We start from the raw sequence: 25805 nt of genomic DNA, 5'->3' as shown, positions 1-25805 counted from the left end.
CGCCGGTCAGCGGCGGCGCGTGCAGACCTGCTCCGAGCTGGCCACGGTGTCGGTGGACCAGACGACGGCCACTGTGAAGCAGTAGTCGTTGGTGCGGTTGAGCGCGTAGATGACGTAGGTGGTGGTGCCGGCGGGCAGGGTCGCGAAGACGTTGCGGTCCTGGCCGGTCCGGCCGCCGGCGATGACCACCGGACCCTCGCCGCCGGCCGGGTACGTCCACCGCAGCGTGATGCTGTCCCGGCTGTCGCGCAGGGTCACCGCGCTGGGCGGGCTGCCGGGTGGGGCCGCGGCCGGCGCGGCGCCGGCGGAGGTGGGTGCGGCGCCCGGGGCGGGCGCGGTGGTCGCCGGTGGGCCGGCGGTGGGGGAGCCGGTGGCCGGTGGCGGCGTCGGCTCGTCGTCGCCGTCGACGCGGGCCACCCCGGCGATCACCGCGGCGGCACCGAGCAGCACCACGACCACGCCGGCCACCAGCACCGGCACCAGGCGGTTGCGGGGCGGCGGCGGGGCCCGGTGCACGGGCACCGGCAGCAGGCGCGACGGCGTGTACGGCTCGAGCGGCGCGTACGGGTCGGCGGAGGGGCGGTGCAGCCGGTACACCCCGGACTGCTCCTGCGTCGCCCCGGCCAGCCCGACGACCGACGGCGGGACCGGCGCCTCGCTGGACGGGGACACGGACTCCCTGGCCGGCTCGGGTGGCCAGGTGGCGTCGCCCGGCTCGTCGGAGGGTGTGCGCGGGTTCGGAACCGTCCCGCCCGCCGCCGTCGATCCGGCGTGGTGGGGCGGGTGATAGCCGGAGTCGACCGGCCGGTCGTCGAGCGGGGGGACGCGGGCCGCCGGCACCGTCGGGGCGTCCCGGGGGGTGGACGGCTCGTCGGCGCAGACGTGGTCGGGGTTCGCGGCCGCCCGGGCCAGCGCCGCCACCTGCACGGCCAGGGGATCGTCGGCGGGCAGGTGCTGCCGGCACAGCTCACGGGCCAGCGCCAGATTGTCGTGAGCCTCGGCGAACTGGCCACAGTCGCGCTGCATCGCGCCGAGCCGGGCCAGCATCTTGATGCCGCTGGGGTGCCCGTCGCCGTACACCTCGCGGTGCAGCTCCCAGGCGTCCTGGAGTCGGTCGCGGGCCACCGTGCACTGGCCGCGGGCGTATTCGACGGTGGCCAGGTCGGCGTGCGCGGCGAGCACCCGCAGCGACTCGGGCCCGTCCTGCGCGGTCAGCTCGATGATGACTTCCTGGTAGAGCCGGGCGGCTCGCGAGTGGCTGCCGACCCGGTGCAGCACCGCGGCCAGGGTCGCCGCCGCGGCGACCGTACGCGGGTCGGATCGGCCGTGCAGCCGGGTGGTGGCCGCGTACGCGAAGGCGGCCCAGCCACGGGCGGAGTGCGGCTCGCCGAGGGCGACCAGCACCCGCGCCTGGAGGCTGGCGGCCTCGGCCAACTCTTCGGTGGCGTTGGCCGGCCGGGGGTCGGCGTCGGTGAGCGCGTCGGAGAGCAGCCGCTGCGCGCCCGCCAGGTCACCGGAGGAGACGAGGTGGTGCGCCTGATCAGTCAGTTCGCCGAAGCCGGAGGGCACGCCCCATCGTGCTCATCCGACGACGGTAAGTACAAGACCCACGGCGGTGTCGATCGGTCAGGATGTCGTCAGGTGCTCGGCCAACGTCTCGCTGATCCGGCGCAGTTGGTCGACCTGAGCCGGGCTCAACGCGTCGAAGAGGTGCCGGCGTACCCCCTCGACGTGGCCGGGTGCGGCGGCGGCGAGGGTGGCGAATCCCTCGTCGGTGAGCACCGCGATCTGCCCTCGGCGGTCGGTGGGGCACTCCTCGCGGCGTACCCATCCGGCGGCCTCCAGGCGGGCCACGGCGTGCGAGAGCCGGCTGCGCGACGACCCCGCCGCCTGGGCCAGGTCGCTCATCCGCAGTTGGCGGCCGGGGGTCTCGGAGAGCCGGACCAGGATCTCGTAGTAGGCGTGCGGCATGCCGGCGTCGCGTTGCAGCTCGCGGTCGAGCGTGTCCATCAGCGCCCGGGAGGCGGCGAGGTACGCGCGCCACGTGCGTTGCTCGTCGGGGTCCAGCCAGCGGGTCATGACGGCCATCATACCCGCGATGGTTGAACGCTCAACTAAACGGCGCTACTGTGAGGTCATGGGTATCCACCGGCTCAACCACGCGGTCCTCTACGTCAGCGACCTCGCCCGCAGCGTCGCCTTCTACCGGGACGTGCTGGGCTTCCGCCCGGTGGCGATGACCCCGGACGGCTTCCGGGGCGCCACCTTCCTCCAGGCTCCGGACTCCACCAACGACCACGACCTCGGCCTGTTCGAGATCGGCGCCGGCGCCGGTCGGTCGACCGCCGGACGGGCCACCGTCGGCCTCTACCACCTGGCCTGGGAGGTCGACACCCTCGACGAGCTGGCCGCGACAGCCGAGCGGCTCGTCGCCGCGGGCGCCCTGGTCGGCACCTCCGACCACGGCACCACCAAGAGCCTCTACGGCAAGGACCCGGACGGCCTGGAGTTCGAGGTGGTCTGGCTGATCCCGGCCGACCTGCTCGACGACGCCGCACTGGCCGCCCGCAAGCAGATCGGTCGACTCGACCTGGACGCCGAGCGGCGGCGCTACGGCGGGCAGACCCGCGGCGGGGTGGGGATCTCCGTCCCGGCCTGAGCAGGCATGCGGTAGAACGGACCGATGCCGACCGACCGGACCACTGATTTCCTCCGCGAGCTGCTGGTCCGCCAGTTGACGACCTGGCTGCCCGCGGCCCTGCACCGCTCCCGCCGAGCCACCGTCGCTCTCGCCGGCGTCGACGCGGGCAGCGCGGAGGCCGCACTTCGCCTGGTCGCCGCGCACGGCGACCAGGCGCGCGGCCGGCAGGTGACGGTGCTGGTGCTGGCCGACGGCGCCGCCGACCTGCCGGCCCGACTCGGCCCGATCGAGGCGGAGCTACCCGCCGAGGTCACCGTGCACCTGCTGCCCGGCGACCCGTACCGGCTGCCGGTCGCGGTGAAGGCCGCCGGGGCGGCCGGCGCGCCGCTGTTCTCCTTCGTGGACGTGCCCGGCGCGGTGACGCCGAAGCTGCTCACCGCCGCGGCCAACGGCCGGACCGGCGAGGTGCTGCTGCACACCGACGACAGCGCCCGGGATGTGCTCGTCTCCGCCGGCTTCCCCCTGGTCGCCGAGGTGGCTCTGGTGCTGCCGGACAGCGGGGCCGCCGGTGTCATCGCGTTCGGCAGCCGCTCCGACCGGAGTCTGGAGGCGGTGCGCGAGGCGCTCTGGGCGGTCGGCGCGGACCTGGGCGCGCGCTACCGCGACCCGCTCGACCCGACCGGCACGACGGTCGACGTGGTCGGCGATCCCGATCTCGCTTCGCTGGCCCACGAGCTGCTGGCCGAGCTGCGCGCGGGCGGGCCACGGCCGGTCACCGAGCTGCGCCGACACACCCTGACCGCGACCGTCTACCGGGCCGCCGACACCAACCGGGCGCTGGCCGATCTGCTCGAGGCGGGCGACCTGCGCCGCGACCGCGAGACGGGCCGACTAGCCGGCGACGAGATCATCACCCCAACGAGCTAACCCCGCCCCACCCCCGCCGCGATCTTGCACTTTCTGCGGTGGCCTAAGGGGTGTTCCACGCAAAACGGCAACCGAAAGTGCAAGATCGACGAGTCGGGGGTGGGGGCAGGGCAGGGGCTGGGCGGGGACGCCGAGCGGGGTGCCGGTGAATCACCGGCACCCCGCTCGACTCCCGGGATGTCTTACGACCGGGACTTGTCCTGCTTCCAGGACAGCGGACCCGGCAGGTCGACCCGGTGCGCCCGTGCCTTGGAGTTCCAGGACCAGCGCCCGATCTTGATGCTCCACGAGGAGAAGCCGTTCTCGGTGAAGTTCAGGATGATCGGTCCGTACTTCTTGCGCTTGCGAAACATGAGGCCCATCGGAGGACTCCCCTCGTCACCGTTCCCTGCCGTGTCGAGATCGAACATTCCCGAACGGGCAACGTCTGAAACCCCTTCGGTGTCCGGCCTGGACGGTGCGGCTGCGGGGCCGTAAACCCCATCAAACAGATAGGTGTTGCGCGGCGGTAAACGCTGCTGGGGGCGTGTCGTAACATCGCCAGCGATACAAGTCTCACGTTCTGGAAGACCGTTGACCGGCAGATCCCACGGCCGGCAGCATGAGGTCATGTCGCAGCGGGACGAGCTCCTCCTCACCGCTTGCGTGCACGTCGACCTGGTCCGGCACGCGAGCGCGCTCTGTTGAGCTGACCGGTTCATCCGGCTCGGCTCCATCGCCGCACTCACACCGCTCGCCCGCTCATCGCGGAGCGGCGTGCCTCCACGCCCCGCATCCGGGCGTTCCTCGCTCCCATCGTGGACAGATCAGGAGACACCCCATGTCCCCACCCCGTCGTACCCTCCTGCGCGCTCTCGCCGCCGCCGCCACGTTGACCCTGCTCACCGGCGCGGCCGGCTGCGGCGGCGACGCCGAGGCCGGTGCCGGGCAGGCCACCGAACTGCGTTACCAGGGCTCCGTCGGCCAGGTCACCCTCCCCGAACTCGCCGCCGACCTCGGCTACCTCGGCGACGTCAAGCTCAAGTGGATCGGCAACGTCACCGGCGGTCCGCAGGACATCCAGGCCACCGCCACCGGGCAGAGCGACTTCGGCGGCGCGTTCAACGGCGCGATCGTCAAGCTCGCCGCCGCCAACGCGCCGATCACCGCCGTGGTCAGCTACTACGGCTCCGACGCGCAGACCTTCCAGGGCTACTACGTGCTCGACGACAGCCCGATCCGCACCGCCCGCGACCTGATCGGCAAGAAGGTCGGCATGAACACCCTCGGCGCGCACGCCGAGGCCGTGCTCAAGACCTGGCTCGCCCGTGGCGGGCTCAGCCCCGCCGAGATCAAACAGGTCGAGCTGGTCGCCCTGCCACCGGTCAACACCGAGCAGTCGCTGCGGCAGAAGCAGATCGACGTCGCGGTGCTCGGCGGGGTGATCCGGGACAAGGCGATCGCCGGCGGCGGCATCCGCACCATCGTCACCGACTACGAACTGCTGGGCGCGTTCAGCGCCGGCACGTACGTCCTGCGCGACGACTTCATCAAACGCAACCCGGAGACGGTGAAGGCGTTCGTCACCGGGGTCGGCAAGGCCATCGAGTGGGCCCGCACCCAGCCCCGGGAGACCGTGGTCGCCCGGATGCGCGACATCATCGCCAAGCGCGGCCGCAACGAGGACCCGTCGCTCGTCTCGTACTGGAAGAGCAGCGGTGTCGCGGGCCGGGGCGGCGTGATCGGCGAGCAGGAGTTCGGCACCTGGATCGACTGGCTCGCCGCCGAGGGCGAGATCAAGGGCGACCGTCCGAAGCCCACCGACATCTTCACCAACCGGTTCAACCCGTTCGTGGACGGGGGCGGCGCGTGAGCACCGACAAGATCCTCTTCGACCGGGTGAGCAAGACCTTCCCGGTCCGCGCCACCCGGCGCGGCGACGCCGGTGCGGTCACCGCGCTGCACGAGGTGACCCTCGGGGTACGCCCCGGCGAGTTCCTGGTCGTCGTCGGCCCCAGCGGCTGCGGCAAGTCCACCCTGCTCGACCTGCTCGGCGGGCTCACCCGGCCGACCGGCGGGCAGGTGCTCGTCGACGGACGGCCCGTCACCGGGCCCGGCCTGGACCGCGGCATCGTCTTCCAGCAGTACGCGCTGCTGCCCTGGCGCACCGCCGCCGGCAACGTGGCGTTCGGGCTGGAGGCCAAGGGTGTGCCCCGGGCCGAGCGCGCCGACCTGATCGCCCACCACCTGGACCTGGTGGGCCTGCGCGGCTTCGCCGACCGCTACCCGCACGAGCTGTCCGGCGGGATGAAGCAGCGGGTCGCCATCGCCCGCAGCCTCGCGTACGACCCGGACGTGCTGCTGATGGACGAGCCATTCGCCGCCCTCGACGCGCAGACCCGCGACTCGTTGCAGGACGAGCTGGTGCGCATCTGGTCGCGTACCGGCAAGACGATCGTGTTCATCACCCACGGCATCGACGAGGCCGTTTACCTCGGTCAGCGGGTCGCGGTGCTGACCTCCCGGCCCGGGCGGCTCAAGCAGGTCATCGACGTCGACCTCGGCGACCGGGACGCGGTCGAGGACGTCCGCTCCACCGACGCGTTCCGCCACCACCGCCATCAGATCTGGACGCTGCTGCGCGACGAGGTCCGCGCCGCCCAGGCGGCCGAGGGCACCGGCGTCCACCACACCGAGGAGGCCCGCGTTGGTTGACATCGCCGAACGTCCCACCCGACTGGCGGCGCCGCCCGCCGCGCCCGAGGTGGCCGGCCGCGTCACCCCCGGCCGAGCCGGGCGGCTGCTCGGCGTCGGCGCGAAGGTGCTGCACCGTACCGTCGCGATCGCCGCGCTGGCCGCGATCTGGGAGGGCGCGCCCCGGCTCGGGCTCGTCGACCGGGTGTTCCTGCCCCCACTGTCGGAGGTGCTGGTGGCCTGGTGGGAGTTGCTGCGTACCGGTCAGCTCGCCGAGCACGTCGGCGCGAGCCTGACCCGGTCGTTGGCCGGGCTCGGCCTGGCGGTGCTCACCGCGATCCCGCTCGGGCTGCTCATCGGCTGGTACCGGCCACTCGCCGAGCTGCTGAGCCCGCTGCTGGAGGTGTTCCGCAACACCGCCGCGCTGGCCCTGCTGCCGGTCTTCGTGCTCATCCTCGGCCTGGGCGAGACCTCCAAGATCGCCCTGGTGCTGTACGCGTGCTCCTGGCCGATCCTGCTGAACACCATCGCCGGCGTGAAGGGCGTCGACCCGCTGCTGATCCGCTCGGCCCGCTCGATGGGGCTCAACCACCTGCGGCTGTTCCAGAAGGTGATCCTGCCGGCCGCGGTGCCGACCATCTTCACCGGCGTCCGGCTGGCCGGGGCGTACTCGATCCTGGTGCTCGTCGCGGCCGAGATGGTCGGCGCGAAGGCCGGCCTCGGCTACCTCATCAACTACGCGCAGTACAACTTCGCGATCCCCGACATGTACTCCGGGATCATTACGATCTCCGCCATCGGCCTGGTCGTCAACCAGCTCCTCGTCGCCCTCGAACGCCGCTTCTCCACCTGGCGCGTCGACGTATCCGCCGGATAGGACAGACACCAATGAGCCGGATAGGACAGACACCAATGACTCGTACCCTGCACCTCAACGCGTTCCTGATGGGCGTCGGCCACCACGAGGCGGCCTGGCGGCACCCCCGCACCGACCCGCGTCGGGTCACCGACGTCCGGCACTTCCAGGAGCTGGCCCGGATCGCCGAGCGCGGCACCCTCGACTCGCTGTTCCTCGCCGACGGGCTGTCGGTCGGGCCGAACCCCCGGCACAACATCCAGGCCGTCTTCGAACCGTTGACCCTGCTCGCGTCGCTCGCCGCGGTGACCGACCACATCGGCCTCATCGCGACGGTCTCCACCACCTACAACGAGCCGTTCCACGTCGCCCGCAAGTTCGCCTCGCTGGATCACCTGAGCGGCGGCCGGGCCGGCTGGAACATCGTCACCTCCGCCCAGGAGCGGGAGGCGGTCAACTTCAACCGGGACAGCCATCCCGCGCACGCCGACCGGTACCGGCGGGCCGCCGAGTTCGTCGACGTGGCGATCAAGCTCTGGGACAGCTGGGAGGACGACGCGCTGGTCTTCGACACCTCCGCCGGGGTGTTCGCCGACACCGACCGGGTGCACGAGGTGGCGCACCGCGGGCCGGAGTTCCAGGTGCGCGGCCCGCTGAACATCCCCCGCGGCCCGCAGGGTCGACCACTGCTGGTGCAGGCCGGCTCGTCGCCGGACGGGATCGCCTTCGCCGCCCGCTACGCCGAGGCGGTCTTCACCGCCCAGCAGACCCTCGCCGACGGGCAGGGCTTCTACGCCGAGCTGCGCCGGCAGGTCACCGCCGCCGGCCGGGACCCCGACCTGGTGAAGGTCCTACCCGGCATCGCCCCGGTGATCGGCGGCACCGAGGCCGAGGCGCGGGCGTTGGCCGCCGAGCTGGAGGAGCTGATCGTCCCCGAGTACGCCCTCGCCCAGCTGTCCGGGATGCTCGGCATCGACCTCACCGGCCTGCCGCTGGACGGGCCGCTGCCGGAGCTGCCGGAGTCCGGCACCGTGCAGGCCCACCAGAGCCGCTACCAGCTCGTCACCGAGCTGGCCCGCCGGGAACGGCTCACCGTCCGGCAGCTGATCGGTCGACTCGGCGGCGGCCGGGGCCACCGGGTCGTGGCCGGCACCCCCGAGCAGATCGCCGACCAGATCGAGCTGTGGTTCACCCAGGGCGCCGCCGACGGCTTCAACATTATGCCGCCGCACCTGCCCGGCGGCCTGGCCGACTTCGTCGACCACGTGGTGCCGGTGCTGCGTGCCCGTGGGCTGTTCCGCACCGAGTACACCGGTGCGACGCTGCGCGAGCACTACGGCCTGCCCCGGCCGGCCAGCGCGTACGCCGCGCCGGCCCTGGTGTCGGCGTGACCACCGTGCAACGTCCGGCGACGGACGCCACCGAGCTGCTGCCGGTGGACCGGGACCTGTTCCGCGCGCTGCTGCGCCGGCAGGCCACCACCGTCACCGTGGTCACCGCCGTGGCCCGGGCCACCGACCCGGCCTGCCTGGGCGGGATCGGCGCGCCCATCCGGGCCGGGTTCACCGCCACGTCGTTCACCTCGGTGTCCCTGGATCCGCCGCTCGTCTCGTTCTGCCTCGGGGTGGCGTCGTCGAGCTGGCCGGTGCTGGCCCGCGCCGAACACGTCGCGGTGCACCTGCTGGCGCACGATCAGCGGGACGCGGCGAGGATCTTCGCCACCAGCGGCATCGACCGCTTCGCCGCCTACCCCGACTGGGCGGCGGGCCCGTTCGGGGTGCCGTTGCTCGGCGGGGTGCTGGCCCGGCTGCTCTGCCGGGTGGTGCACCGGGTTCCCGCCGGCGACCACACACTGGTGATCGCCGAGCCGCTGGCGCTCGGTGACGGGGGCGACGGCGCCCCGCTGGTGCACCACAAGGGCGGCTACACGACCGCGGTCCCGTCGGTACCGGAATGACCGCGCCGGCCACGCCGGACCTGCTCGCGCTGGACCGGGCCGCCCAGGACCTGCTGTTCCGGGCGGCCCGTACGGCCGACACGTTCACCGCCGAGCCGGTCACCGACGCGCAGGTCGCGGCGATCCACGACCTGATCCGGTACGGGCCGACCGCGTACAACGGCCAACCGCTGCGGATGCTGCTGCTCCGGTCGGCGGCGGCCCGGGCGCGGCTGCTGCCGTACGTCTCGTCGAGCAACCGGGCGAAGACCGCCACCGCGCCGCTGGTGGCGCTGCTCGCCGCCGACGTGGACTTCCACCAGCGGTTGCCCGAGCTGTACCCGCACCGCCCGCAGGCCCGCGACTGGCTGGCCGACCGGGTGGCACGCGCCGAGCAGGCCCGCTTCAGCGCGACCCTGCAGATCGGCTACCTGCTGGTGGGCGTACGCGCCGCCGGGCTGGCCGCCGGCCCGATGGCCGGGTTCGACGCGGCCGGCGTGACCCGGGAGTTCTTTCCCGACGGCCGGCACGAGGCGCTGCTGTTGATGAACGTGGGCCACCCCGGCCCGGACGCCTGGTCGGAGCGGCTGCCCCGGCTCAGCACCGAGGAGGTGGTGTGGAGCCTGTGACGCGTGACCGGGTCAGCGGGGCTCCCACGCGTCGGGTAGAGCGGTGAGCTTGCGGACGTGGGCGGGCAGCCGGCCACTGACGATCTCGGCGAGGCTCACCTCGTCGACGACCCGCCGCACGGCGGCGCGCACCGCCACCCACAGGCCGGGCAGGTTCTCCGCCGAACCCTCGTACCGGGTCTCCTCCGGGCGCAGGCCGCGTACCCCGGCGAGGGGGCCCTCCACGGCGCGCAGCACCGCGCCGACGGTCACCTCGCGCGGCGGACGCGCGAGGGTGTAGCCACCCTCGGCGCCGCGCTGGGCGCGGACGATGCCGGCCCGGCGCAGATCCGCCAGGACGGCCTCCAGGAACTTGCGCGGCATGTCCTGCTCCGCGGCGATGGCCTGGGTGGACAGCAGCGAGGGGTACGCGGTGGCGAGGCTCAGCGCCGCCCGTACCGCGTAGTCGCCGCGCGCGGAGATCTGCACCCTGCCATCATGCCCGGCCGGTGCCGCCACCCGGCCCGGTGGGCGACCCGGTCCGGGTGCCGTGACCGCCGTTGGCCGGCTCGCCGGGGCTGCCCGGGCGGAAGCGGCCCCCGTTGACGCCGGCGGCCTCGGCCGGCGGTCGGGGGCGCACCACTCGGCCGGCGGCCGGCTGCTCCCGGGCCGCGCGGAACGCGCCGGGGCTGAGCCCGACCTCCCGGGTGAAGAAACGGCCGAAGTTGGTGGGCTCGGAGAACCCGAGTTGCCGGCCGATCTGGGCGATCGGCTCGTCGGTCGCGGCGAGCAGGCGGGCGGCCTGCAACGCGACCCGCTCGTCGATGACCTGCTTGGCGCTGCTGCCGGTGACGGCCAGGCACGCCCGGGTCAGGGTCCGTACCGAGCAGCCGAGCCCGGCGGCGTAGTCCTCCACCCGCCGGGTGACCTGGTAGCCGTGCTCCACCTCGCGGCGGAACCGGCGGAACGTCTCCACCTCGGGCCGGGGTGGCACCTGGTCTGCGTCGGGCAGGGTCAGCCGCAACAGCAGCACGGCGAGCTGGTGGCGCAGCAGGGCGCGGCCGGCCGGACTGTCGCCGTGCCGCTGACAGTCCACCGCCAACTGGCTGACCTCGGTGATCACCGCGTCCTCGTCCTCGCCGGCCAACTGCCGCCAGCTCGCCGGGGCGTCCGGGTCGACGTCGAATCCGCGCAGCGCCTCCGCGTCCCAGGCGACCACGGTGCCGTCGAACTGCGGGCCGGGACAGCGCAACACCTGACCGGCACGGATCCGCAGCAGCGTGCCGGGTCGGCACGGCAACAGGTGGAAGTCCAGCTCGGCGTCGCCGTGCCGCCGGGTGGTGAGGATCAACAACTCCCGGTCGACGAGCACCGGCCGACGCCAGCCGCGGTCGGGGGCCAGGTCGGCCAACGCGAACGTGGCGATCTCGTCGGGTACGGGTGACACCGTTCCGATCGGTGGCGCGGGGGAGGGACCGGTGGAGACCATCGCCTGCGACGGTAGCCCGAACCGCAGGTCACCGCATCCCGGTCGGGGTGCGCGGTGGCCCGGCCACGGCGGCACGGGCTTGTCCCGATCCCGGCGACCGGGCTACGTTACCCGGCGGTAGCGCCGTCCGGTCCGCGGTCCGCCGGCGCCCCGCCGGCCGCCCGACTGACCGGCGGACCCCTCCGACTCGCGATGGGATGGGCATGACGCAGCTGTTCTCGGTCGAAGGCAAGACGGTTCTGGTCACCGGCGGCTCGCGGGGGATCGGTCTGATGATCGCCCAGGGCTTCGTCCGGGCCGGCGCCCACGTGATCATCTCGTCCCGCAAGGCGGAGGTCTGCGAGGCGGTCGCCAAGGAACTCTCCGCCGAGGGTCGCTGCGAGGCCATCCCCGCCGACCTGAGCGACGACGCCGCGGCCGAGGCGCTGGCCGCCGCCGTGCGGGACCGCTTCGGACGCCTCGACGTGCTGGTCAACAACGCCGGCGCCACCTGGGGCGCGCCGCTGGAGGACTACCCGGAGGCCGCGTTCGACAAGCTCTGGGCGGTCAACGTCAAGGCCGTCTTCCGGCTGACCACGGCGCTGCTGCCGGCGCTGCGCGCCGCCGCCAGCGCCGACGACCCGGCCCGCGTGATCAACATCGGGTCGATCGACGGCATCCGGGTGCCGTTCATGGAGGTGTACGCGTACTCGGCCACCAAGGCCGCCGTGCACATGCTCACCCGCAGCCTCGCCCACCAACTCGCCGGCGAACAGATCACCGTCAACGCCATCGCACCCGGCCCGTTCGAGAGCAAGATGATGGCGTTCGCGCTGAACGACCCGGCGAGCCGCGCCAGCATCGAGCAGCAGGTGCCACTGGGCCGCATCGGCCGCCCCGACGACATGGCCGGCACGGCCATCTACCTCTCGTCGCGGGCCGGCGCGTACCTCACCGGCGCGGTCATCCCCGTCGACGGCGGCATCACCACGCACGGCTGAGCACCGGCCGACCCGGGGCGGACTGTCCGCGTACCCCCTGGGTGTGCCGGAGCCGCGCGGACTCGGCAGATCCGCGCGGCCCCGGTTGGCCGGTGTTGCCCTTTCGGGCGGTGATCAGCGACCGGCGAGCAGCCGGTTCACCGCCGTGTCGACGTCCAGGTGCTCGGCCTCGCGGCCGCGCGGGACGACGACGTACGTCCGTCGAAGGAATCGCACCAGGACGCTGCGCGGCACCTCGAAGAGGGCGTTGCCGTCCGGTGACGACAGGGCCAGCGCGACGAAGTCGCCGCGCGGGGTGGCCCAGGGCCAGACCCGCACATCCCCGATGCCAGCCGGCTCGTCCAGGCCGGTGACCAGGAGTTCGCGAGCGAACGACCAACTCACCGCCTCACCCCCGGCCGATTCGGCATGGAACAGGACATGGACCGCATACGGGTCAGCAGGGTCGTAACGCAGACTGGCACGCACCGGCAAGGCGGTGGCGTCAGGTGCGACGAGCCTTAGCGACGTCTCGACCTCTACGGTCGTCGGTCGAATGACACTCATGGACGTTCTCCCCCCGGCACCGCTGCGGAACGCGCGTGTCCCGCTTTTCCATACTCAGGTGCTACTCCTGGCTACGCTCCGCCATACGCTGACTTCACCCAGTGGTGGGAAGGGGGACGGAAAGGCCGCGTGAATGTGAGGATTCATGTAGGATTTCCGGTTCTGCCCAGTGCGTGATACCGCCCGGCATCGGGTGGCTCAGTCGTCGACTTACTCCGGTAACGTCCAGTCGGCCGTTGCAGTGACGGGCCCGCGCGACACTGGGGGGTGAAATGGTCACGAACCGATCCTCAGTGGATCCGCCCGCGACGTCCGGCCCGCCGAACGTCGCGGCCCGAAAAGCCGAACAGCGGGGGTACGCAGTGCCGATGGAGCAGCCCGAGCGACCCGGACGGTCGACGCCCGACGCCGGCCGCCCCGGCGGAGTCCTCGTCGTCGGAGACCCGCCGCAGCGCCCCCACTGGCGGCGACGGATCTCGATGACCCTCGACGTGATCCGGGCCAACCCCACCGGCCGGATCGCCCTCAAGATCTTCATCGCGATCGCCGGGGCGCTCGTCGTGACCATCGGCATCGCCCTCATCCCGCTACCCGGGCCGGGCTGGCTGCTGGTCATCGCCGGCCTCGGCATCTGGGCCGTCGAATTCCACTGGGCCCGCCGACTGCTCGGCTTCACCCGCCGGCACGTCCACGGCTGGACGCGATGGGTGACGAGGCAGTCACTTCTGGCGCGAGTCCTGCTCGGCGCCGTCGGGCTGGTCTTCGTCGGCACCGTGGTGTGGCTCTCCCTCAAGTACAGCCTCGGCATCGACGTGGTGGCCGCGGCGATGCACTACCTCGCGACGCACTGACCCCGGATTTCCGGTCTGGTTCCACGATCGGGTAGAGTCAACGGCGCTGAGGGCGATTAGCTCAGTGGGAGAGCGCTTCGTTCACACCGAAGAGGTCGCTGGTTCGATACCAGCATCGCCCACCATGAATAGCACGAGGTCAAAGGCCAGATCCCAGGTTTGGGACCTGGCCTTTGATGCTTCTGCCATCCTCGTTGGGAGAAACCTGGGAGATGATCTTTGCGGCGACTTCAGCGACCGGTCAGCAACCGATCAAGTACAGCCACGGGAGAGCCAGGCGTCATCGACAGCCGGACCTGTAAAGCTGCCTCCCATAGTTCCGTCAGTCCGTCGAGCAGCTTTGCCCGCATCACGGGCGTGACGTGGGTGTACCGGGCCTGCACCGACCCGTCTGTGTGCCCCATCCGTTCGTCCGCGAGCTTTCCAGGCGTGCCTAGCTCCTCCATCAAGTGGTCTGGTGGGGCGATGGCGGCATGTCGATGACCGGCACCCCGCATCCATGGCAGTTCCAGACACGCCGCGACGGTGGAGGGTGGCGGGTCTGGAGCGTCGACCCGTACCCGTGGTGCGGTGGTCACGTCCGCGCCGATGCCTGTCGGTGAGCGCAAAGTTATCCGAGTGCTGACCCGACACAGACTGAAGGGCCGGCCCCTGAACACCCGATGACCGACCCCGGCACCGTCGCCGCGGTGTACGCCGCCCTGTTCGCAGACCACTGGATCCAGACCCAGCACCAGGCCGACACCAAGGGGTAGCCCGGGTGGCGGGGCCGGTTGGCCTGCGTTCGGCACGTGGCCACCTACGGCGCGACCCAGATGGTAGCGCTCGGGCTGCTCGCCCTGGCCGCCGACCTGACCGTGTCCCCGGTCGGTCTCGCCGCCCGGCATGGCGGTCAACCTGACCACCCACAATCACGGAAACCGTTGTGGTGTAAGGGATTCAGGCACTCCATGAACCAGCGGGCAGTCGCCCTACGTTACCTCTATGAGTGGCAAAGTATCCTAGATGATTGGACGGTTTGAAGTGGATCCCGCCCACACTGGTTCGTCAGGGCACGGCATGCGTTCTAACATCACTCAACTTGAAGCGGCCGCCAAAACCACCGCGAGGGGCCTTCTCGCGACCAAAGACTCACAGATGGCCGCATGGGTAAATTTGGTGAGAATGACTGCGACTGACCCAAGGTACTCCGCCTACCGGGAGCAGACCGAGGAACTGGAGAAGCCCTGCCCGGAATGGCAAAACAATGTAAATGTAGCAATGTTGATTGACTATATCTACAACGCTCGAAACGATCGCCCTTCGCAGTTCAATGAATTTCTTGAGGCCCGCCGAGCAGCCGTTTACTCCCCACCGGGCCACTTGCCGCAAGCGCCCGCACAGATGGCACAGATAGCCAGTAGCAGTTCGAGTCAGTACCACGGGCGGCAGCGGGAGGTCACACCCCAGGCGTCGGAGGAGCGCGGAAGTGACGCCTGGTGGAGAACGCAGGTGATCAGATTCGCACACTCAAATATGAGCCTACGTGCCTTCGCGGAAGGTGTCGATGTTGAGTACAGAGAGGCGAGGCAAATAGTAATTGCGGAAAAAAGGCCACACATTTTTAACTCTTTGCCTGACAGTGTCAAAATTAAGTTCAACAGCGCTTACCGGCTTTCGTCGAATGCCATTCTTTCAGCGTCGACCGCTGCGATGAATTTCGCTGGCCATCGGCCAGGTGGCCAGGGCCGGGGACCGAGGTAATCTCAGCAACGCATAAGGGTTTTATTGGAGCGACACGGACGAAGGCGGCGAGTCGGGCGGGGTGGTGGAAACAGGCGTGGAGCCATCGATAGACACGTCCGTAGTTCAGGGCCACCACCTCCCCCACGCATCGGTCGCCGCACTGGCGTTTTCCGCGCCAGTCATTCGCACAGCGTGCTACGTCGATCGCCCGACGGGGCGCAGGCCGGCGAGCTGAACGAAGATCTCCCGCTTTTCGACGGCGTTGCCCCGGTCGTCGAGTTGGTAGCCCGTTATCCAGGCCCAGCCCCGATAGGTCGGCTTCGAACATGCCGAAATCACCCGGAACCTGAACCGTTGCCTCAGAAACTGCACTGAAGCTTCCCGGTCGATCCACAGCTCGGTGCCAGGCGTGGGCGGGGAAGGTTGCGGCCTGGCCCGCGTACGGCTGTGCTGCTCGGCAGACATGCGGCTCCTTTGTCCGGAGGGTGTGCCCTGCCCGGCGGGTTCGGAGGTCACCCACCGGGCAGAGCGTCCGCCGCGTCGGTGGCGGGCTCGGTTCTCCACCACCGGCACAGCGCCCACCGTCACCTTACAGGTGTCAACCCCGTCAACTTGACGGAGTTGCTACTCGACAGGTCCGTACGGTCGGGTTATGCGGCTCGCAGGCATGTCGGAGATTCAGCAGATGTTGGGCGGTGTCAGCCGGCAGCGTGCGTCGGAGATCGTGGCGCGGCCTGGGTTCCCAGCACCGCTGGACACCTTGGCAACCGGGAGGGTCTGGGAGCGGGATGCGGTAATGGCGTGGATCGCCGAGAACCGACGGACCCAGCGGACCGACGAGCAGTAGATCAACGTTCGCAAGGCGTTGACGGCGGATGCCGATGCTTGGGAGAAAACGGGGAGATGATCTTACTCTCGGCCGCCTCGCTCACCTCGCCAGACCAACGGACATCAAGGGTTGGGCCAGGGTCGATAGTCAAACGCCGACGCCTGGGCCGGATGTTGACCTTGTTCACACCGAAGAGGTCGCTGGTTCGATACCAGCATCGCCCACTCTCAGTTTTTGCAGGTCAGAAGCCCGTTACCGGAACCACCGGTAACGGGCTTCTCCGCTGTTGCCCCTTAAATTGGGAGCAGACTGGGAGCAGGTAGCTCCTTGCGTACCGACGCCAAGCCGGAGTGGCATCGCCCGGCTCATGTCACCCTCTGAAGTCGAGTACCAAGCACGGCTGGTGCCGAGCGGAAACAGCTCAGATGCTCAGGACCGACGTGCCCGGGGCCTAAAGGATGTCTCGTAACTGGGTGAAGGCGTTGCCCTGGGCCGGGCCGGTGGTCAGCCGGTGAGGATGATGTTGTGGAGGTTGGCGATGCCGGAAGCGGCGTCGGTCAATGTGTGGCCGGCGCGGCGGTAGTCGCGCAGGATCTTGAAGTTCTTCATCCTGGCCAGGGCGTGTTCTACCCCTGCTCGAACGGTGCGGTGCTCGACGTTGAGGGCTTGTTTCCAGTCCGGCAGCGAGCTGCCGTCGGCGGGTTTGCGGTACGGCATGATCACCTCAGGGTTGCCCCGGTAGCCGCCGTCGGCCATCACCGGCCGCCCGTCGAGCTTCTCCTGGATGCCGCTGGTGCGGTAGACGATGGTGTCGTTGCGGTTGCCGGGCTGTGGGTCGCCGACGGCGATGACCAGGCGGGTGGAGGCGTCGATGGCGACCTGCAGGTTTGTGGAGTAGCGGTAGTTCTTGCTCCGGGCGGCCAGCCGGTGATCGCGGGTCGGGACCAGCGTCCCGTCAACGATCGCGATCTGCGCGACCGGCCGTTTACGCACCGGCGCCAGGGCCAACAGCGGTGCGAGGGTGTCGATGACCCGGTGCGCCGCGGAGTGCGACACCCCGAACAGCGGACCGATCTGGCGCATCGTCAGGTTCGTCCGCCAGTACGCGGCCACCAGCAAAACCCGATCGGCGAGGTCAAGAGCCCACTGCCGGCCCGGCCGACCGTCAGCTATGCCGTCACCGCCACGCTCGGCAACCAACCGGACCAGCGTGCGGAACTGCGGTGGCTGCAGCCCGGTGAACGGGAAGATCCACTCCGGGCGAGCTGCCGTGATCACCTGCACCCCGGCATCCTGCCCGACCATCCCCAACGGACAGACACCAGGGTTACGAGACATCCCTTAGCTTGATCTTTAACCTGTGCGGCGTGGCCGGGGATTGACAGTCTTCGTCTTCTTTGTGGCCGATGTTTTGGCGTTCGTGGTGGTCGCGATGTGGACGTCGTGTCGCGGGGTGGGGTGGGTGTTGCGGCGGCCGGGTGGTCGCCCCGGGCCTGGCCGGGCGGGTTTGGGTGCACCGGCCGGGCAGGTCGCCTTCGCGCGGAGGTGCCGAAACCCTCGGCGGACGCGGGCGGGTGACAGACGCTGCGGTGGTGCGGGTTGCTCCCAGGGGCGGCGCAGGTCGGCGGCGAGGGCGCGGGCCAGACGGAGCTGGGTGTAGGCGGCGAGGATCAGCCAGGTCCATAGGTCGGCGGCTTGCGGGGTGCGGATCTTCGGGCAGGTCCAGCCGAGGGTCTGTTTGAACAGGCGGAACGTGTGTTCGATGTCGAAGCGGCGTAGGAACGTCTGCCAGAGCAGGTTCACGTCATCCGAGGTGGCGTCGACGCCGGACCACCACAGCCACACCGGCTTCGGTGTAGCGCCGCTGGGTAGGTGGTCGACTTCCAGGCGGATGACGGTCCCCTCGATGACCGGCAGTACTTTAGCCGCGGCGGTCCAGGCGGATCGGTGGGTCAACCGAGGGTGCAACCGGTCCCAGGCGCGGGCCCACGCCGTGCCGTAGAGACGGGTGTCGGCGACAGTGGCCGCGTCCGGCTCACCCCAGGTGGCGGGATCACCGAAGACGAACTCGCCGCCGTGGCGGGGCGGACGGCCGACCGTTCCCGGCCGCCGAGGCGGCACTGCCCGACGCAGCACCCGATCCGATCGCATTCGCGCGAGGACCTGCACGGGCAGGTCACGCAGGAGGAACGCCAGTCGGGGCGCGTCGTAGCCGGCGTCGGCCACGACCAGGATCTCCGCGTCCCCAGCCTGCCACTGCCCGGCCGCGATCAGACGCCCCACGATGTCTCGCAGCTGCCCAGCGGTGACCGTGGCCGCGTCGTCGCCAGGCGCCAGCCGCACCGCGTCCAACGGTGCGGTCCACGAACTACGGCCCGACTCCAGGGCCACGACCATCGAATACGGCCAGCCCGGGATCATGATGGTCTGATCCTTGCCGCGTCCGTAGGTGTGACACAGGATCCGCTGTGGTGAGGTGTGCGCGTCCGGCCGCAGCCAGCAGGTGATGTCCACCGCCAGGACGAGACGGCCGTCGGCTGCCCGGGGCAGCGGCACCCCAGCGAGAGCGGTGCGCAACCGGTCAATGTCCAACTTCCCGCAGGCGAGGGCGTCATACAACGCCCCGTGACCCCGGCGGTGCTCACCCACCAGCGACAACTCCACCAGCGACCGGACCGGCCCGTCGGCGCACAACACCGCGTCGGTCAGGTCGAACAACGCGTCAGCCCGAGCGGTCAAGCAGTCGTAGAACTCCCGCCGGAACCGGTCCAGGTCCCCGACGGCATCAGCCGAACCACGGTCATGCACACTGATCACCAGAACAGCCCTTGGTTATTGATGTTCTTCCCTAGACAAGAAGATCATCAACCAAGGGCTGTTTCCGTGATCGTTCGGGGTCCCCGCAGGACCTCAGAGGGTTAAAGATCAAGTTAGACGAGTTGTTCCGAATTCCGGTTAGTGGTCGTAGGCGATCAGTGACCGGGTGACGGGCGCGCTGGTCTTGTTGTTGTGCCAGATCGCCGCTGTCATGGCGAGCAGGCGTTGGGCGACACGGACGGCCACACCGGCGAAGGTCCGTCCGCCGTGTTGTTCCAGGTCAAGCTGGCCCTTGAGGGTGTCGTTCACCGACTCGATCAGTTGTCGGACCTTCTTGAGCATCGGCTCGCCGTAGCGGGTCTTCTCCTTCTTGCGGGACGGGCGCAGTAGTTCGATGCCCTGTTCGGCCAACTGCCGCTCGAACGGCGTGGAGGCGAATCCCTTGTCGCTGATCAGCAGGATCCCGTCGTGCTCGGCCACCACGGCGGCCTCGACGTCGAGCATCGCGGCGAGGACCTCTCGCTCGCCGATCTTCGGGTTCGCCAGGGCCCACAGGATCGGCATCCCGGTCGGGGTGCAGACCAGGTAGAGCCGGAGGCCCCAGAAGAAGCGGGAATGGGAGGCGCAGTAGCCGTATCCGGCCCAGCCGGCCAGGTCCGAACGCTGCGCCGTCGGGCGCGACATGCCGCAGGGTATCGGGGTGGAATCGACGATCCAGTGGTTGTCGAACCAGAAGTCACTGTCGCGCGCCAGGTCCCGGATCACCTTCTTGACCAGCGGAAGCGCCGCACGGAGCCGCTTGTTGTAGCCCGGCCGCTGCGGCAGGTAGGGAAACATGCCGGCGAGATGAATACGGGCGTAGCGGATCCAATGCGCTTCTGAGCGGGCGCCGAGCAGGACCTGCGCCACCGCGAGGCATACCAGTTCGGAGTCGGTCAACAGCGGCGGCCGGCCCCGCCACCGGGGCGTGCGGATGCTGTCGTCGATCTTCACGTACAGTGCGGTCAAGAGGGTATCCAGGTCTTGCGTCACAACATGATCTTGGATGCCCTCTCTTCATGCCCAGACATCGACCCCTGACTTCGGAACTACTCGTCTAGGACCAGTCCGGTGCGCAAGCGTGCTGGAGCGGCAGCTTCGCCAGGACGTCGATGTGGACACAGTGGCGCATTGCACTCTGAGCTGTGGCTGTGAGCTCGCCGTAGCCTTCGAGAAAACTCGTACGTAGATCCGGGCGCAGCGGCCAAATCCGGGTGGCGAGTCGTATGAGATGGCGGGCGGCAAGGTCATCGGCTGCGCTCGGTGTCGATCAGCCGGACGGTTCCGTCATCGCCGTAGACCGTGGATGTGAGGCATGAAGTTCAGGTGACACGGCACGGCCGGCAGGGGTGCGAAGGTCCGCAGGCCTCGCATCTGGGCACGGAACTGGTTCGAACCGGCCGGTTCTGCCGCATGCACGGTCGTAAGATTCCGCCCTGCCTGCCGGTACGCGTCGCGCCGGATTCGGGATCAAGCCGCCGCTGGTTGAGTGGGATGCCCTGCCGGCGGTGATGGTGTTGCCGCCGGTTGGTCGGTGGCCACGAGCAGGCGGAGTGATTCGCCACCGGGAAGTTTATCGACGGCGGCGCACGAGCGGGTCTGCTACAGATCTTGAATGGTTAGGTTGAGTCGGGTTCGAGGGTCAGGCCGGTGTGGGCGAGGAAGCTGTCGAGCAGGTCGGCCCGGTACTGGATGCGTTTGAGTCGGTTCTTGACGATCGCCTGGAGATGATCGACGCCGCGAACGGCGAGGTTGCCGATGCTGCGTTTGAGGTGTGACCACACCTGCTCGGTGGGGTTGAGGTCGGGGGCGTAGGCCGGCAGACGAATCACGTGTAGCCAGTCCCGGCCGTTGATCATCTGCCGCATCGCGGCGCTGATGTGGGTATTGAGGTTGTCCCAGACGAGCACGATCGGACCGCCGAGCTGCTGGTGGGCTGCGTCGAGCAGGGCGATGTAATCGGTTTCGGTGAAGCTGCGTCGTTCGTTCTTGCGGCCGCGGTGGGTGATCGTTCGGTAGATCAACCGGCTGCGTCGGCCCGGTTTCACGCAGACCAGCCCCGCGATCGAGACCCGGCCAGAACCCTTACCTGACACCGGAATCACCGGAGTTTCGCCGCGTCGGCCCCAGGTGCGGGCCTTCGGTGGGCGCAGCGTCTGACCGGCCTCGTCCTCGAAGCAGATCCACGCGTCGCGCTGCGCCGCTACCGTTTTCCCGCCGGCCACACCTCCCGCCGCCACGTCGCGACCGCCTCCTCGTCACGCTCGACGGGCCGGTGCGACGGAACCTGCACCGACCAGCCGATGCGATGCAGCAAATACGAGGTGCCGCGCAGCGTGTACCGGGTGCGGAACATCCGAGCGATCAGAACCGACACCCGCGCCAGGGTCCACCGCTGGTCCTCGCCGAACCCGTGCGCGGCTGGCCCCTCATCCAGGGCATCGGCCAGGCGCCGCAGCCGGCCGGCGTCCAGGCGGCAGCGGGAACCACTCGGCCCTTTCGACGCCAACCCGGCCTCACCTTCGGCACGCCACCGCTTCCGCCAGCCGTACACCGCTGTCTGCGACACCCGCAACCGCCGGGCGACCTCCGCAACCGGCACGTCCTGCGCGAACCACCCGGCCGCTTGCCGCCGCACCACCTCACGCTTCACCCGCCCTCGCTCGGACAGCCCACCTCCGTCGGGATACCTCATCCCTCCGGCCTACGCCCCCGACCCGCGAAGATCACGCCGACACGCCGACCCACAGTGGACAAACCTGACCTTTCAAGATCTGTATTCGTCTGCGTTGCCGTCACGGTTGCCGTCAGGGGCAACAAGGCATCGACATCAGGGGATGTGCTGTCCTGTCGGTTGGTGACGGTGGTCCCGACGTTGGGGTCCACCGGTGGCGCGTCGCGTAGCGTCGTGGCGTCGATCCCCGGAAGCCGCAGCGGTGTTTGCTCGGTGAAGGGATCGTCGCGGCCTGGTGTCCCGATGACTGCTCGCTGCCGCGCCGGTGGCTGGCTGTATCTGGCGGGTTCGGGTGGTCTGTTGCGTGGGCGCGTGCGCGGGGCCGGGACGGCTCTAGCGCGTGCGCGTGCGTACGGCGTGGCCGGGCGCTCTTGATCCCGTAGAGCAGTTTTGAGCCATTCGGATCTTGGCGTACTGCGTACTGATTGAGCTATGCAATGGCGGCGATGTCGCCGTCGTCGAAGTAGATGGCTTGGTGCAGACGTCCGCCGAGGGCGTCGGCGTAGCGGGCGACGACATCTTGGCCGGAGATCTTGCCCTGTTCGATCTGGGACACGCGGCCCTTCGTGACGCCCATGCGGTCGGCCACCTGCTGCTGCGTCAGACCCCGCGCGCGGCGTACCTCGGCGAGACGGTGTCCGACCACGGTGGCGAGAAGTTCTTGCTTGCCTTCCTCGACGGCCTGTTCGCCGCCGGCGCGCTTGACGTGGGCGGCGCGGATGTCGCTCCAGCGTGCGTAGCTGCTCATGGCTGTCGGCCCTCCTCCTCGGCGCGTTCCTTCAGGTAGATCTCGTAGCGTTGCTCGGCCAGGGGGATCGCTTCGGTGTACCACTGCTGCCATCGTCCTGCCTTGTCTCCGGCGACAAGCAGGATGCTGGAGCGCCATGGGTCGAAAGCGAACAGGATGCGTACGGTGCCGGGGCGCAGCTCTTTGAGATTCGCGATCGACGAGCCGTGGATCGTGTCGACCAGCGGCCGGCCGAGCCCGGGGCCAGCTTCAGCGAGCAAATCGATGGCTTGCACGACGCGGGCGTGAATGAGTGGATCGAGGTCGTCCATCCACTCCTCTACCTCGTTGACGAGGTAGATCTCCCACTCGCCAGCAGCCACCAGCGGAGTATAGCATCCGCTATACCGGGGGCGTTGGTGCGAGCTCGATGCATCGACGTGGGAGGGCCGGACGGACCTGGGTCGCCTGTGGCGATCTCTCCAGGTTGCCGTCACCGTCGCCGTCAACACCGATAGATTTCGATGCGGCGAGTAGGCGCCACCCACGAAAGGTCAGGTGAAGCGCCATAAACACGTAAGTCACACTGCGTGACGGGGTGAAAATCCCACACGTACTATGTGATAGCCGGCAACACGCCGGTACTGGCGCACAACTGTAATTACCCGATCAGGTGGACATCCACCCGCGCGTGTCGCAGCGCTGGACCTGCATTCTGACGTGCCCCCCGAATGTGGGGGCATCCGCTGTCGTATCCCTGTGGTGGAGTGCGTGCCATGGGTGTGCTGTACGACTATTTCCGGGCCAAGGACGACGCTGCGGCTGTCAGGTTGATGAAGGATTTCGAGGGCGGGCCGTTCGCTGTCAGCCGCGGCGGCATAGCTGTGGATGCGGTTGATCTGAAGGGCATCGAGCCGACAGTGACGCTCGGCAAGCTTGTGAGCTTCGTTCGACAGGTCGACTGGGAGGTGAGCCTGGTCGACCTTGAGTTGTTGTGGAGCGAGGACGAGCAGGACGGGCCATGGCTGATGTCGCTGGACCGGGCTACGCGGGACACCCTCGCCTCTATCAGCAACGCCCAGGTGCTGGAGTTGTCGGCGCAATGGGGGCGGATCGAGGAACTGGCGTGGAGTGGGCCACTGTCTGACGACGAGATGCTGCCTGTGATCGAGAAGGTTGCCGCCCTTGCTCAGCGCGCCCGAGACGCGGGCGAGGACCTGTATTGCTGGTGCTGCCTGTGACCTACCACCGGGCGGTGCCGGGCACGGAAAGGGGGGGAGCAAGCTGGGAGCAGCGGGGTGCCCTGAACGGCCCTGAACTGTGCCCAACGGCATCGAACGGCGCCTAACTGCACCCACCCCTGCCTGCGGCTCCACGTTTACCAGGTCAGAGCGGGTGCGGCGTCCTGTTTCCCGCGGAGCGGTCTCCGGTTCTACGCGGCAGTCGGCGGCCATCTATGTCGACTGGTGGGGAAGTGTGCGCAGGTCGAGGCGGTAAGGAGCCGTTGGTTGCCCTTGCCTTGCATCTGGGAGCGGATTGGTGCAGGTTGGCGAAGAGGTCACCGCGCACGAAGTGCTCACCGACGCCGGGCATAGATGAGGGCTTCGACCTGCGCTGATGCGGTCGATCGGTGCGGTGTGACCTCCCAGTAGATACCGAAGGCGTCAGCGTCGGCACCCAGCGGAGGCGGTAGGGCCGTAAGGCGCTTAGCAGTAGAGGCTCTTCGCCTCGCGTACCTGAACGACGTTGCCGCCCCTACACTTCATGATCATGGCGGTCGAAGTGGTGCTCGGTGCGGTGACGTGTCCATCCGGGCAGTTGGTGATGATGGATGGTGGTTACCTCGAGCTGTGGTCCGGCGACCGGGTGCCGGACGACGAGGAGCGCCCGGCAACCGACTTCGCGATCGTGGGGCCGGACGCCGAGGCCGCGGCGGACTCCTTTGGCCGGCAGACCGGAACACGGCTGTATGACATTCCCGCCCACGCCGTCGCCGAGTTCACCGCCGCGTTCGACGAGCACTGCCGCGAGCATGGGCACGGTGCAAGCTTGCGCGCGTTCGAGCAGCAGGTCCCGCACCGGGAACGCGTCCGGCGCGCGGTCGCGGCCCGGGAACCCGGATTCATCGTCATGGGCGTTCCGGTGCTGCCGATCGAGGTGCCAGCTGATCGGCCGCTGCGTGTCACTGCCGTCCCCGGCGGGTACGGCTGGCAGTCCATGCGGATCGAGTTCAGTGTTGCGCCGGTGGCCGACTCGTGGGTGTTCGGGGAGCTGGGGGTCGACCACGCGCGGTTTGTCTTCGCCGACGCGGACGCGCTGAGCTCGTGGGAGCACGTGCGGCCGTTGGACGGGCTGGCCGACCTGGTCCTCTGGGGTCGCGACCAGGAACAGGTCGCCGCCGAGTTCGGCGTGCCTCCGCTCGGTGAGGCTGCCGATGTCGAGTACGGGTGGGTGGACCTGCCCATCACGGAGGCATACCAGCGAGGGCTGGCCATCGAGACGCGGAGAAACGAACCCGGCGGACCGAAATTCGCGTTCGACTTCCGCCCGCACTCGCATCACTGGCAGGTGATGGGTCTGGTCAGAGCCTCTGAACACGAGGCCGGCGTGATCCAGGTCGCCGGAGCGGACATCCTGATGGCGATGACCTCAGTCGGTGACGGCTTCTTTCCTGTCCACTTGGACGTGGATGTCGATGGCTTACCAGTCGCCCTGCGCATCGACATCGCCCGCGAGGGCTGATTCGACTTCACAGGCGTTCGAGTTCGTTGCCGCTGCCGCCGCACGGTCGTCCGGCTTCGTTGCATAACTCGAAAGCGTGACGACGCATCGACCGTCCTGCCTGTTGGGTTGACTCACATGCCGCTGGTCGGGTGCCCGCCTCTGCATCCCGGTCAGGAACGTGCAGCGCTGGCCTGGCGGCTCCGCAGCTGTTCGACCTTGCGCTCAGCGTCCTGCCGTGAGTACGAGCCGAGCGCCGAGAGCGGCATGGCGTCGGTGTCGTCACCGAGACGGAGGACGGGAGCGTAGAGCGGTAAGCCCCCCCGTACGTCGATCTGCACGCAGTCGACGGACTGGATCGCGCTCCACGGTGTGACCTGGTCACGGCTGTCGAAGCCGCGGACACGGACACCCTCTGCGCCGATTACCACGCCGAGTCGAAGAGCCCGCCAGATCCCGGCCATGCCGCTCGTGACGAGTAGGCATCCCAGCACGATGCCGAACCAGTCGCGCTCGGCCAGTACGTCCCCGGAGGTGAAGTACGTGACGCCCAGCAGGGCCCATACAGCGAAGATCACGACTAGGGTCGGAATCTGGATGGGTGGCCTGATGACGACGCGGTGCATGGCGGAACATGCTACGGAGGAGCCGCCCGTCTTGCTAGCGGCGCGTAGTCCAACTGCGGCGTTGGGCCGCCGGACCATCG

At 69.4% G+C, this 25805-nt stretch carries 28 protein-coding genes, 1 tRNA gene and 1 pseudogene; 15 read left to right on the top strand and 15 right to left on the bottom strand.

The window, feature by feature from the left end; all coding sequences use genetic code 11:
• Window positions 1-6 precede the first annotated feature (6 nt).
• Both O7620_RS14910 and O7620_RS14905 read right to left on the bottom strand, forming a co-directional pair.
• Window positions 7-1569, bottom strand: coding sequence for a tetratricopeptide repeat protein (locus O7620_RS14910; protein ID WP_278123499.1), 1563 nt, complete (start codon window positions 1567-1569; stop codon window positions 7-9).
• A gap of 57 nt (window positions 1570-1626) precedes the next feature.
• Window positions 1627-2088, bottom strand: a complete 462-nt coding sequence (locus O7620_RS14905; protein ID WP_278127007.1) for a MarR family transcriptional regulator — start codon at window positions 2086-2088, stop codon at window positions 1627-1629.
• Window positions 2089-2137: 49 nt separating this feature from the next.
• On the opposite strand from O7620_RS14905, the gene O7620_RS14900 reads away from it, so the two are divergent.
• Window positions 2138-2659, top strand: coding sequence for a VOC family protein (locus O7620_RS14900; protein ID WP_151493279.1), 522 nt, complete (start codon window positions 2138-2140; stop codon window positions 2657-2659).
• Between the two features lie 24 nt (window positions 2660-2683).
• Window positions 2684-3568, top strand: a complete 885-nt coding sequence (locus tag O7620_RS14895) for a hypothetical protein (protein ID WP_278123498.1) — start codon at window positions 2684-2686, stop codon at window positions 3566-3568.
• Window positions 3569-3750: 182 nt separating this feature from the next.
• Here the strand turns inward: O7620_RS14895 and O7620_RS14890 are convergent, their stop codons facing one another.
• Window positions 3751-3930 carry a DUF4236 domain-containing protein gene (locus O7620_RS14890; RefSeq protein WP_030333600.1) on the bottom strand — a complete coding sequence of 60 codons (180 nt, stop codon included), beginning with the start codon at window positions 3928-3930 and terminating at the stop codon, window positions 3751-3753.
• Between the two features lie 458 nt (window positions 3931-4388).
• Here O7620_RS14890 and O7620_RS14885 point away from each other — a divergent pair, with 458 nt between their 5' ends.
• From O7620_RS14885 to O7620_RS14860, 6 genes are read left to right on the top strand one after another with little or no spacing between them, the layout of a single operon-like run.
• A complete protein-coding gene (locus O7620_RS14885; RefSeq protein ID WP_278123497.1) occupies window positions 4389-5420 on the top strand; it encodes an ABC transporter substrate-binding protein in 1032 nt (343 codons plus the stop codon).
• Complete coding sequence (locus tag O7620_RS14880; RefSeq protein ID WP_151492677.1) at window positions 5417-6262, top strand: ABC transporter ATP-binding protein; 846 nt, start codon at window positions 5417-5419, stop codon at window positions 6260-6262. Before O7620_RS14885 ends, O7620_RS14880 begins: the two co-directional genes overlap by 4 nt.
• Entirely contained in the window at window positions 6255-7118 is an 864-nt protein-coding gene (locus tag O7620_RS14875; protein ID WP_278123496.1) for an ABC transporter permease, read from the top strand. The genes O7620_RS14880 and O7620_RS14875 overlap by 8 nt, the downstream gene beginning before the upstream one ends.
• A gap of 35 nt (window positions 7119-7153) precedes the next feature.
• Window positions 7154-8488 (top strand): LLM class flavin-dependent oxidoreductase, encoded by a 1335-nt coding sequence (locus O7620_RS14870; RefSeq protein ID WP_278123495.1) that lies wholly within the window; start codon window positions 7154-7156, stop codon window positions 8486-8488.
• On the top strand, window positions 8485-9054 hold the full coding sequence (locus O7620_RS14865) for a flavin reductase family protein (protein ID WP_278123494.1): 570 nt from the start codon (window positions 8485-8487) through the stop codon (window positions 9052-9054). The genes O7620_RS14870 and O7620_RS14865 overlap by 4 nt, the downstream gene beginning before the upstream one ends.
• Window positions 9051-9662 carry a malonic semialdehyde reductase gene (locus O7620_RS14860; protein WP_151492680.1) on the top strand — a complete coding sequence of 204 codons (612 nt, stop codon included), beginning with the start codon at window positions 9051-9053 and terminating at the stop codon, window positions 9660-9662. The genes O7620_RS14865 and O7620_RS14860 overlap by 4 nt, the downstream gene beginning before the upstream one ends.
• A gap of 12 nt (window positions 9663-9674) precedes the next feature.
• On the opposite strand, the gene O7620_RS14855 is transcribed toward O7620_RS14860, so the two are convergent.
• Window positions 9675-10130 (bottom strand): Rrf2 family transcriptional regulator, encoded by a 456-nt coding sequence (locus O7620_RS14855; RefSeq protein ID WP_030333674.1) that lies wholly within the window; start codon window positions 10128-10130, stop codon window positions 9675-9677.
• 7 nt (window positions 10131-10137) lie between these two features.
• Window positions 10138-11130: an AraC family transcriptional regulator gene (locus O7620_RS14850; protein ID WP_151492681.1), complete on the bottom strand. Its 993-nt coding sequence runs from the start codon at window positions 11128-11130 to the stop codon at window positions 10138-10140.
• A gap of 203 nt (window positions 11131-11333) precedes the next feature.
• Here O7620_RS14850 and O7620_RS14845 point away from each other — a divergent pair, with 203 nt between their 5' ends.
• Complete coding sequence (locus tag O7620_RS14845) at window positions 11334-12110, top strand: glucose 1-dehydrogenase (RefSeq protein WP_278123493.1); 777 nt, start codon at window positions 11334-11336, stop codon at window positions 12108-12110.
• Between the two features lie 114 nt (window positions 12111-12224).
• On the opposite strand, the gene O7620_RS14840 is transcribed toward O7620_RS14845, so the two are convergent.
• Window positions 12225-12656, bottom strand: coding sequence for an SsgA family sporulation/cell division regulator (locus tag O7620_RS14840; protein ID WP_007457244.1), 432 nt, complete (start codon window positions 12654-12656; stop codon window positions 12225-12227).
• A gap of 368 nt (window positions 12657-13024) precedes the next feature.
• On the opposite strand from O7620_RS14840, the gene O7620_RS14835 reads away from it, so the two are divergent.
• From O7620_RS14835 to O7620_RS14825, 3 genes and pseudogenes are all read left to right on the top strand, one after another.
• Complete coding sequence (locus tag O7620_RS14835; RefSeq protein ID WP_278123492.1) at window positions 13025-13507, top strand: TIGR02611 family protein; 483 nt, start codon at window positions 13025-13027, stop codon at window positions 13505-13507.
• Window positions 13508-13557: 50 nt separating this feature from the next.
• Window positions 13558-13632: transfer RNA gene (locus tag O7620_RS14830), tRNA-Val, on the top strand.
• A gap of 537 nt (window positions 13633-14169) precedes the next feature.
• Window positions 14170-14334, top strand: a pseudogene (locus O7620_RS14825) (transcriptional regulator); the annotation flags it as partial.
• A gap of 1093 nt (window positions 14335-15427) precedes the next feature.
• Here the strand turns inward: O7620_RS14825 and O7620_RS14820 are convergent.
• Window positions 15428-15697 (bottom strand): hypothetical protein, encoded by a 270-nt coding sequence (locus O7620_RS14820; RefSeq protein WP_278123491.1) that lies wholly within the window; start codon window positions 15695-15697, stop codon window positions 15428-15430.
• Window positions 15698-15884: 187 nt separating this feature from the next.
• Between O7620_RS14820 and O7620_RS14815 the strand changes: the two genes are divergently transcribed.
• Entirely contained in the window at window positions 15885-16079 is a 195-nt protein-coding gene (locus O7620_RS14815) for a hypothetical protein (protein ID WP_278123490.1), read from the top strand.
• Between the two features lie 486 nt (window positions 16080-16565).
• Here O7620_RS14815 and O7620_RS14810 read toward each other — a convergent pair whose 3' ends face one another.
• The 7 genes from O7620_RS14810 to O7620_RS14780 all read right to left on the bottom strand — a co-directional run bounded on the left by O7620_RS14810 (window position 16566) and on the right by O7620_RS14780 (window position 22761).
• Window positions 16566-17345: a transposase family protein gene (locus O7620_RS14810; protein WP_278122885.1), complete on the bottom strand. Its 780-nt coding sequence runs from the start codon at window positions 17343-17345 to the stop codon at window positions 16566-16568.
• 69 nt (window positions 17346-17414) lie between these two features.
• The gene (locus tag O7620_RS14805; RefSeq protein WP_278123489.1) at window positions 17415-18878 is read right to left on the bottom strand and encodes an NF041680 family putative transposase; all 1464 of its coding nucleotides are present in this window, start codon (window positions 18876-18878) and stop codon (window positions 17415-17417) included.
• Window positions 18879-19016: 138 nt separating this feature from the next.
• Window positions 19017-19910, bottom strand: a complete 894-nt coding sequence (locus tag O7620_RS14800; RefSeq protein WP_278123488.1) for an IS982 family transposase — start codon at window positions 19908-19910, stop codon at window positions 19017-19019.
• 626 nt (window positions 19911-20536) lie between these two features.
• Window positions 20537-21157 (bottom strand): IS630 family transposase, encoded by a 621-nt coding sequence (locus O7620_RS14795; protein WP_278123487.1) that lies wholly within the window; start codon window positions 21155-21157, stop codon window positions 20537-20539.
• A complete protein-coding gene (locus O7620_RS14790) occupies window positions 21121-21612 on the bottom strand; it encodes a winged helix-turn-helix domain-containing protein (RefSeq protein WP_278123486.1) in 492 nt (163 codons plus the stop codon). Before O7620_RS14790 ends, O7620_RS14795 begins: the two co-directional genes overlap by 37 nt.
• Before the next feature lie 469 nt (window positions 21613-22081).
• Window positions 22082-22399 (bottom strand): helix-turn-helix transcriptional regulator, encoded by a 318-nt coding sequence (locus O7620_RS14785; protein ID WP_278123485.1) that lies wholly within the window; start codon window positions 22397-22399, stop codon window positions 22082-22084.
• The gene (locus O7620_RS14780) at window positions 22396-22761 is read right to left on the bottom strand and encodes a type II toxin-antitoxin system RelE/ParE family toxin (protein WP_278123484.1); all 366 of its coding nucleotides are present in this window, start codon (window positions 22759-22761) and stop codon (window positions 22396-22398) included. The genes O7620_RS14785 and O7620_RS14780 overlap by 4 nt, the downstream gene beginning before the upstream one ends.
• 393 nt (window positions 22762-23154) lie before the next feature.
• On the opposite strand from O7620_RS14780, the gene O7620_RS14775 reads away from it, so the two are divergent.
• Together O7620_RS14775 and O7620_RS14770 are read left to right on the top strand one after the other, a co-directional pair.
• Complete coding sequence (locus tag O7620_RS14775; protein ID WP_278123483.1) at window positions 23155-23619, top strand: hypothetical protein; 465 nt, start codon at window positions 23155-23157, stop codon at window positions 23617-23619.
• Between the two features lie 529 nt (window positions 23620-24148).
• Window positions 24149-25120: a hypothetical protein gene (locus O7620_RS14770; protein WP_278123482.1), complete on the top strand. Its 972-nt coding sequence runs from the start codon at window positions 24149-24151 to the stop codon at window positions 25118-25120.
• Window positions 25121-25272: 152 nt separating this feature from the next.
• Here O7620_RS14770 and O7620_RS14765 read toward each other — a convergent pair whose 3' ends face one another.
• On the bottom strand, window positions 25273-25725 hold the full coding sequence (locus tag O7620_RS14765; RefSeq protein WP_278123481.1) for a PH domain-containing protein: 453 nt from the start codon (window positions 25723-25725) through the stop codon (window positions 25273-25275).
• Window positions 25726-25805 lie beyond the last annotated feature (80 nt).

Origin of the sequence: Micromonospora sp. WMMD710 (assembly GCF_029626045.1) — a bacterium.
Taxonomy (GTDB): domain Bacteria; phylum Actinomycetota; class Actinomycetes; order Mycobacteriales; family Micromonosporaceae; genus Micromonospora.
The sequence above is the reverse complement of the archived record's forward strand: the minus strand, read 5'-3'. Positions and strand labels throughout refer to the sequence as shown.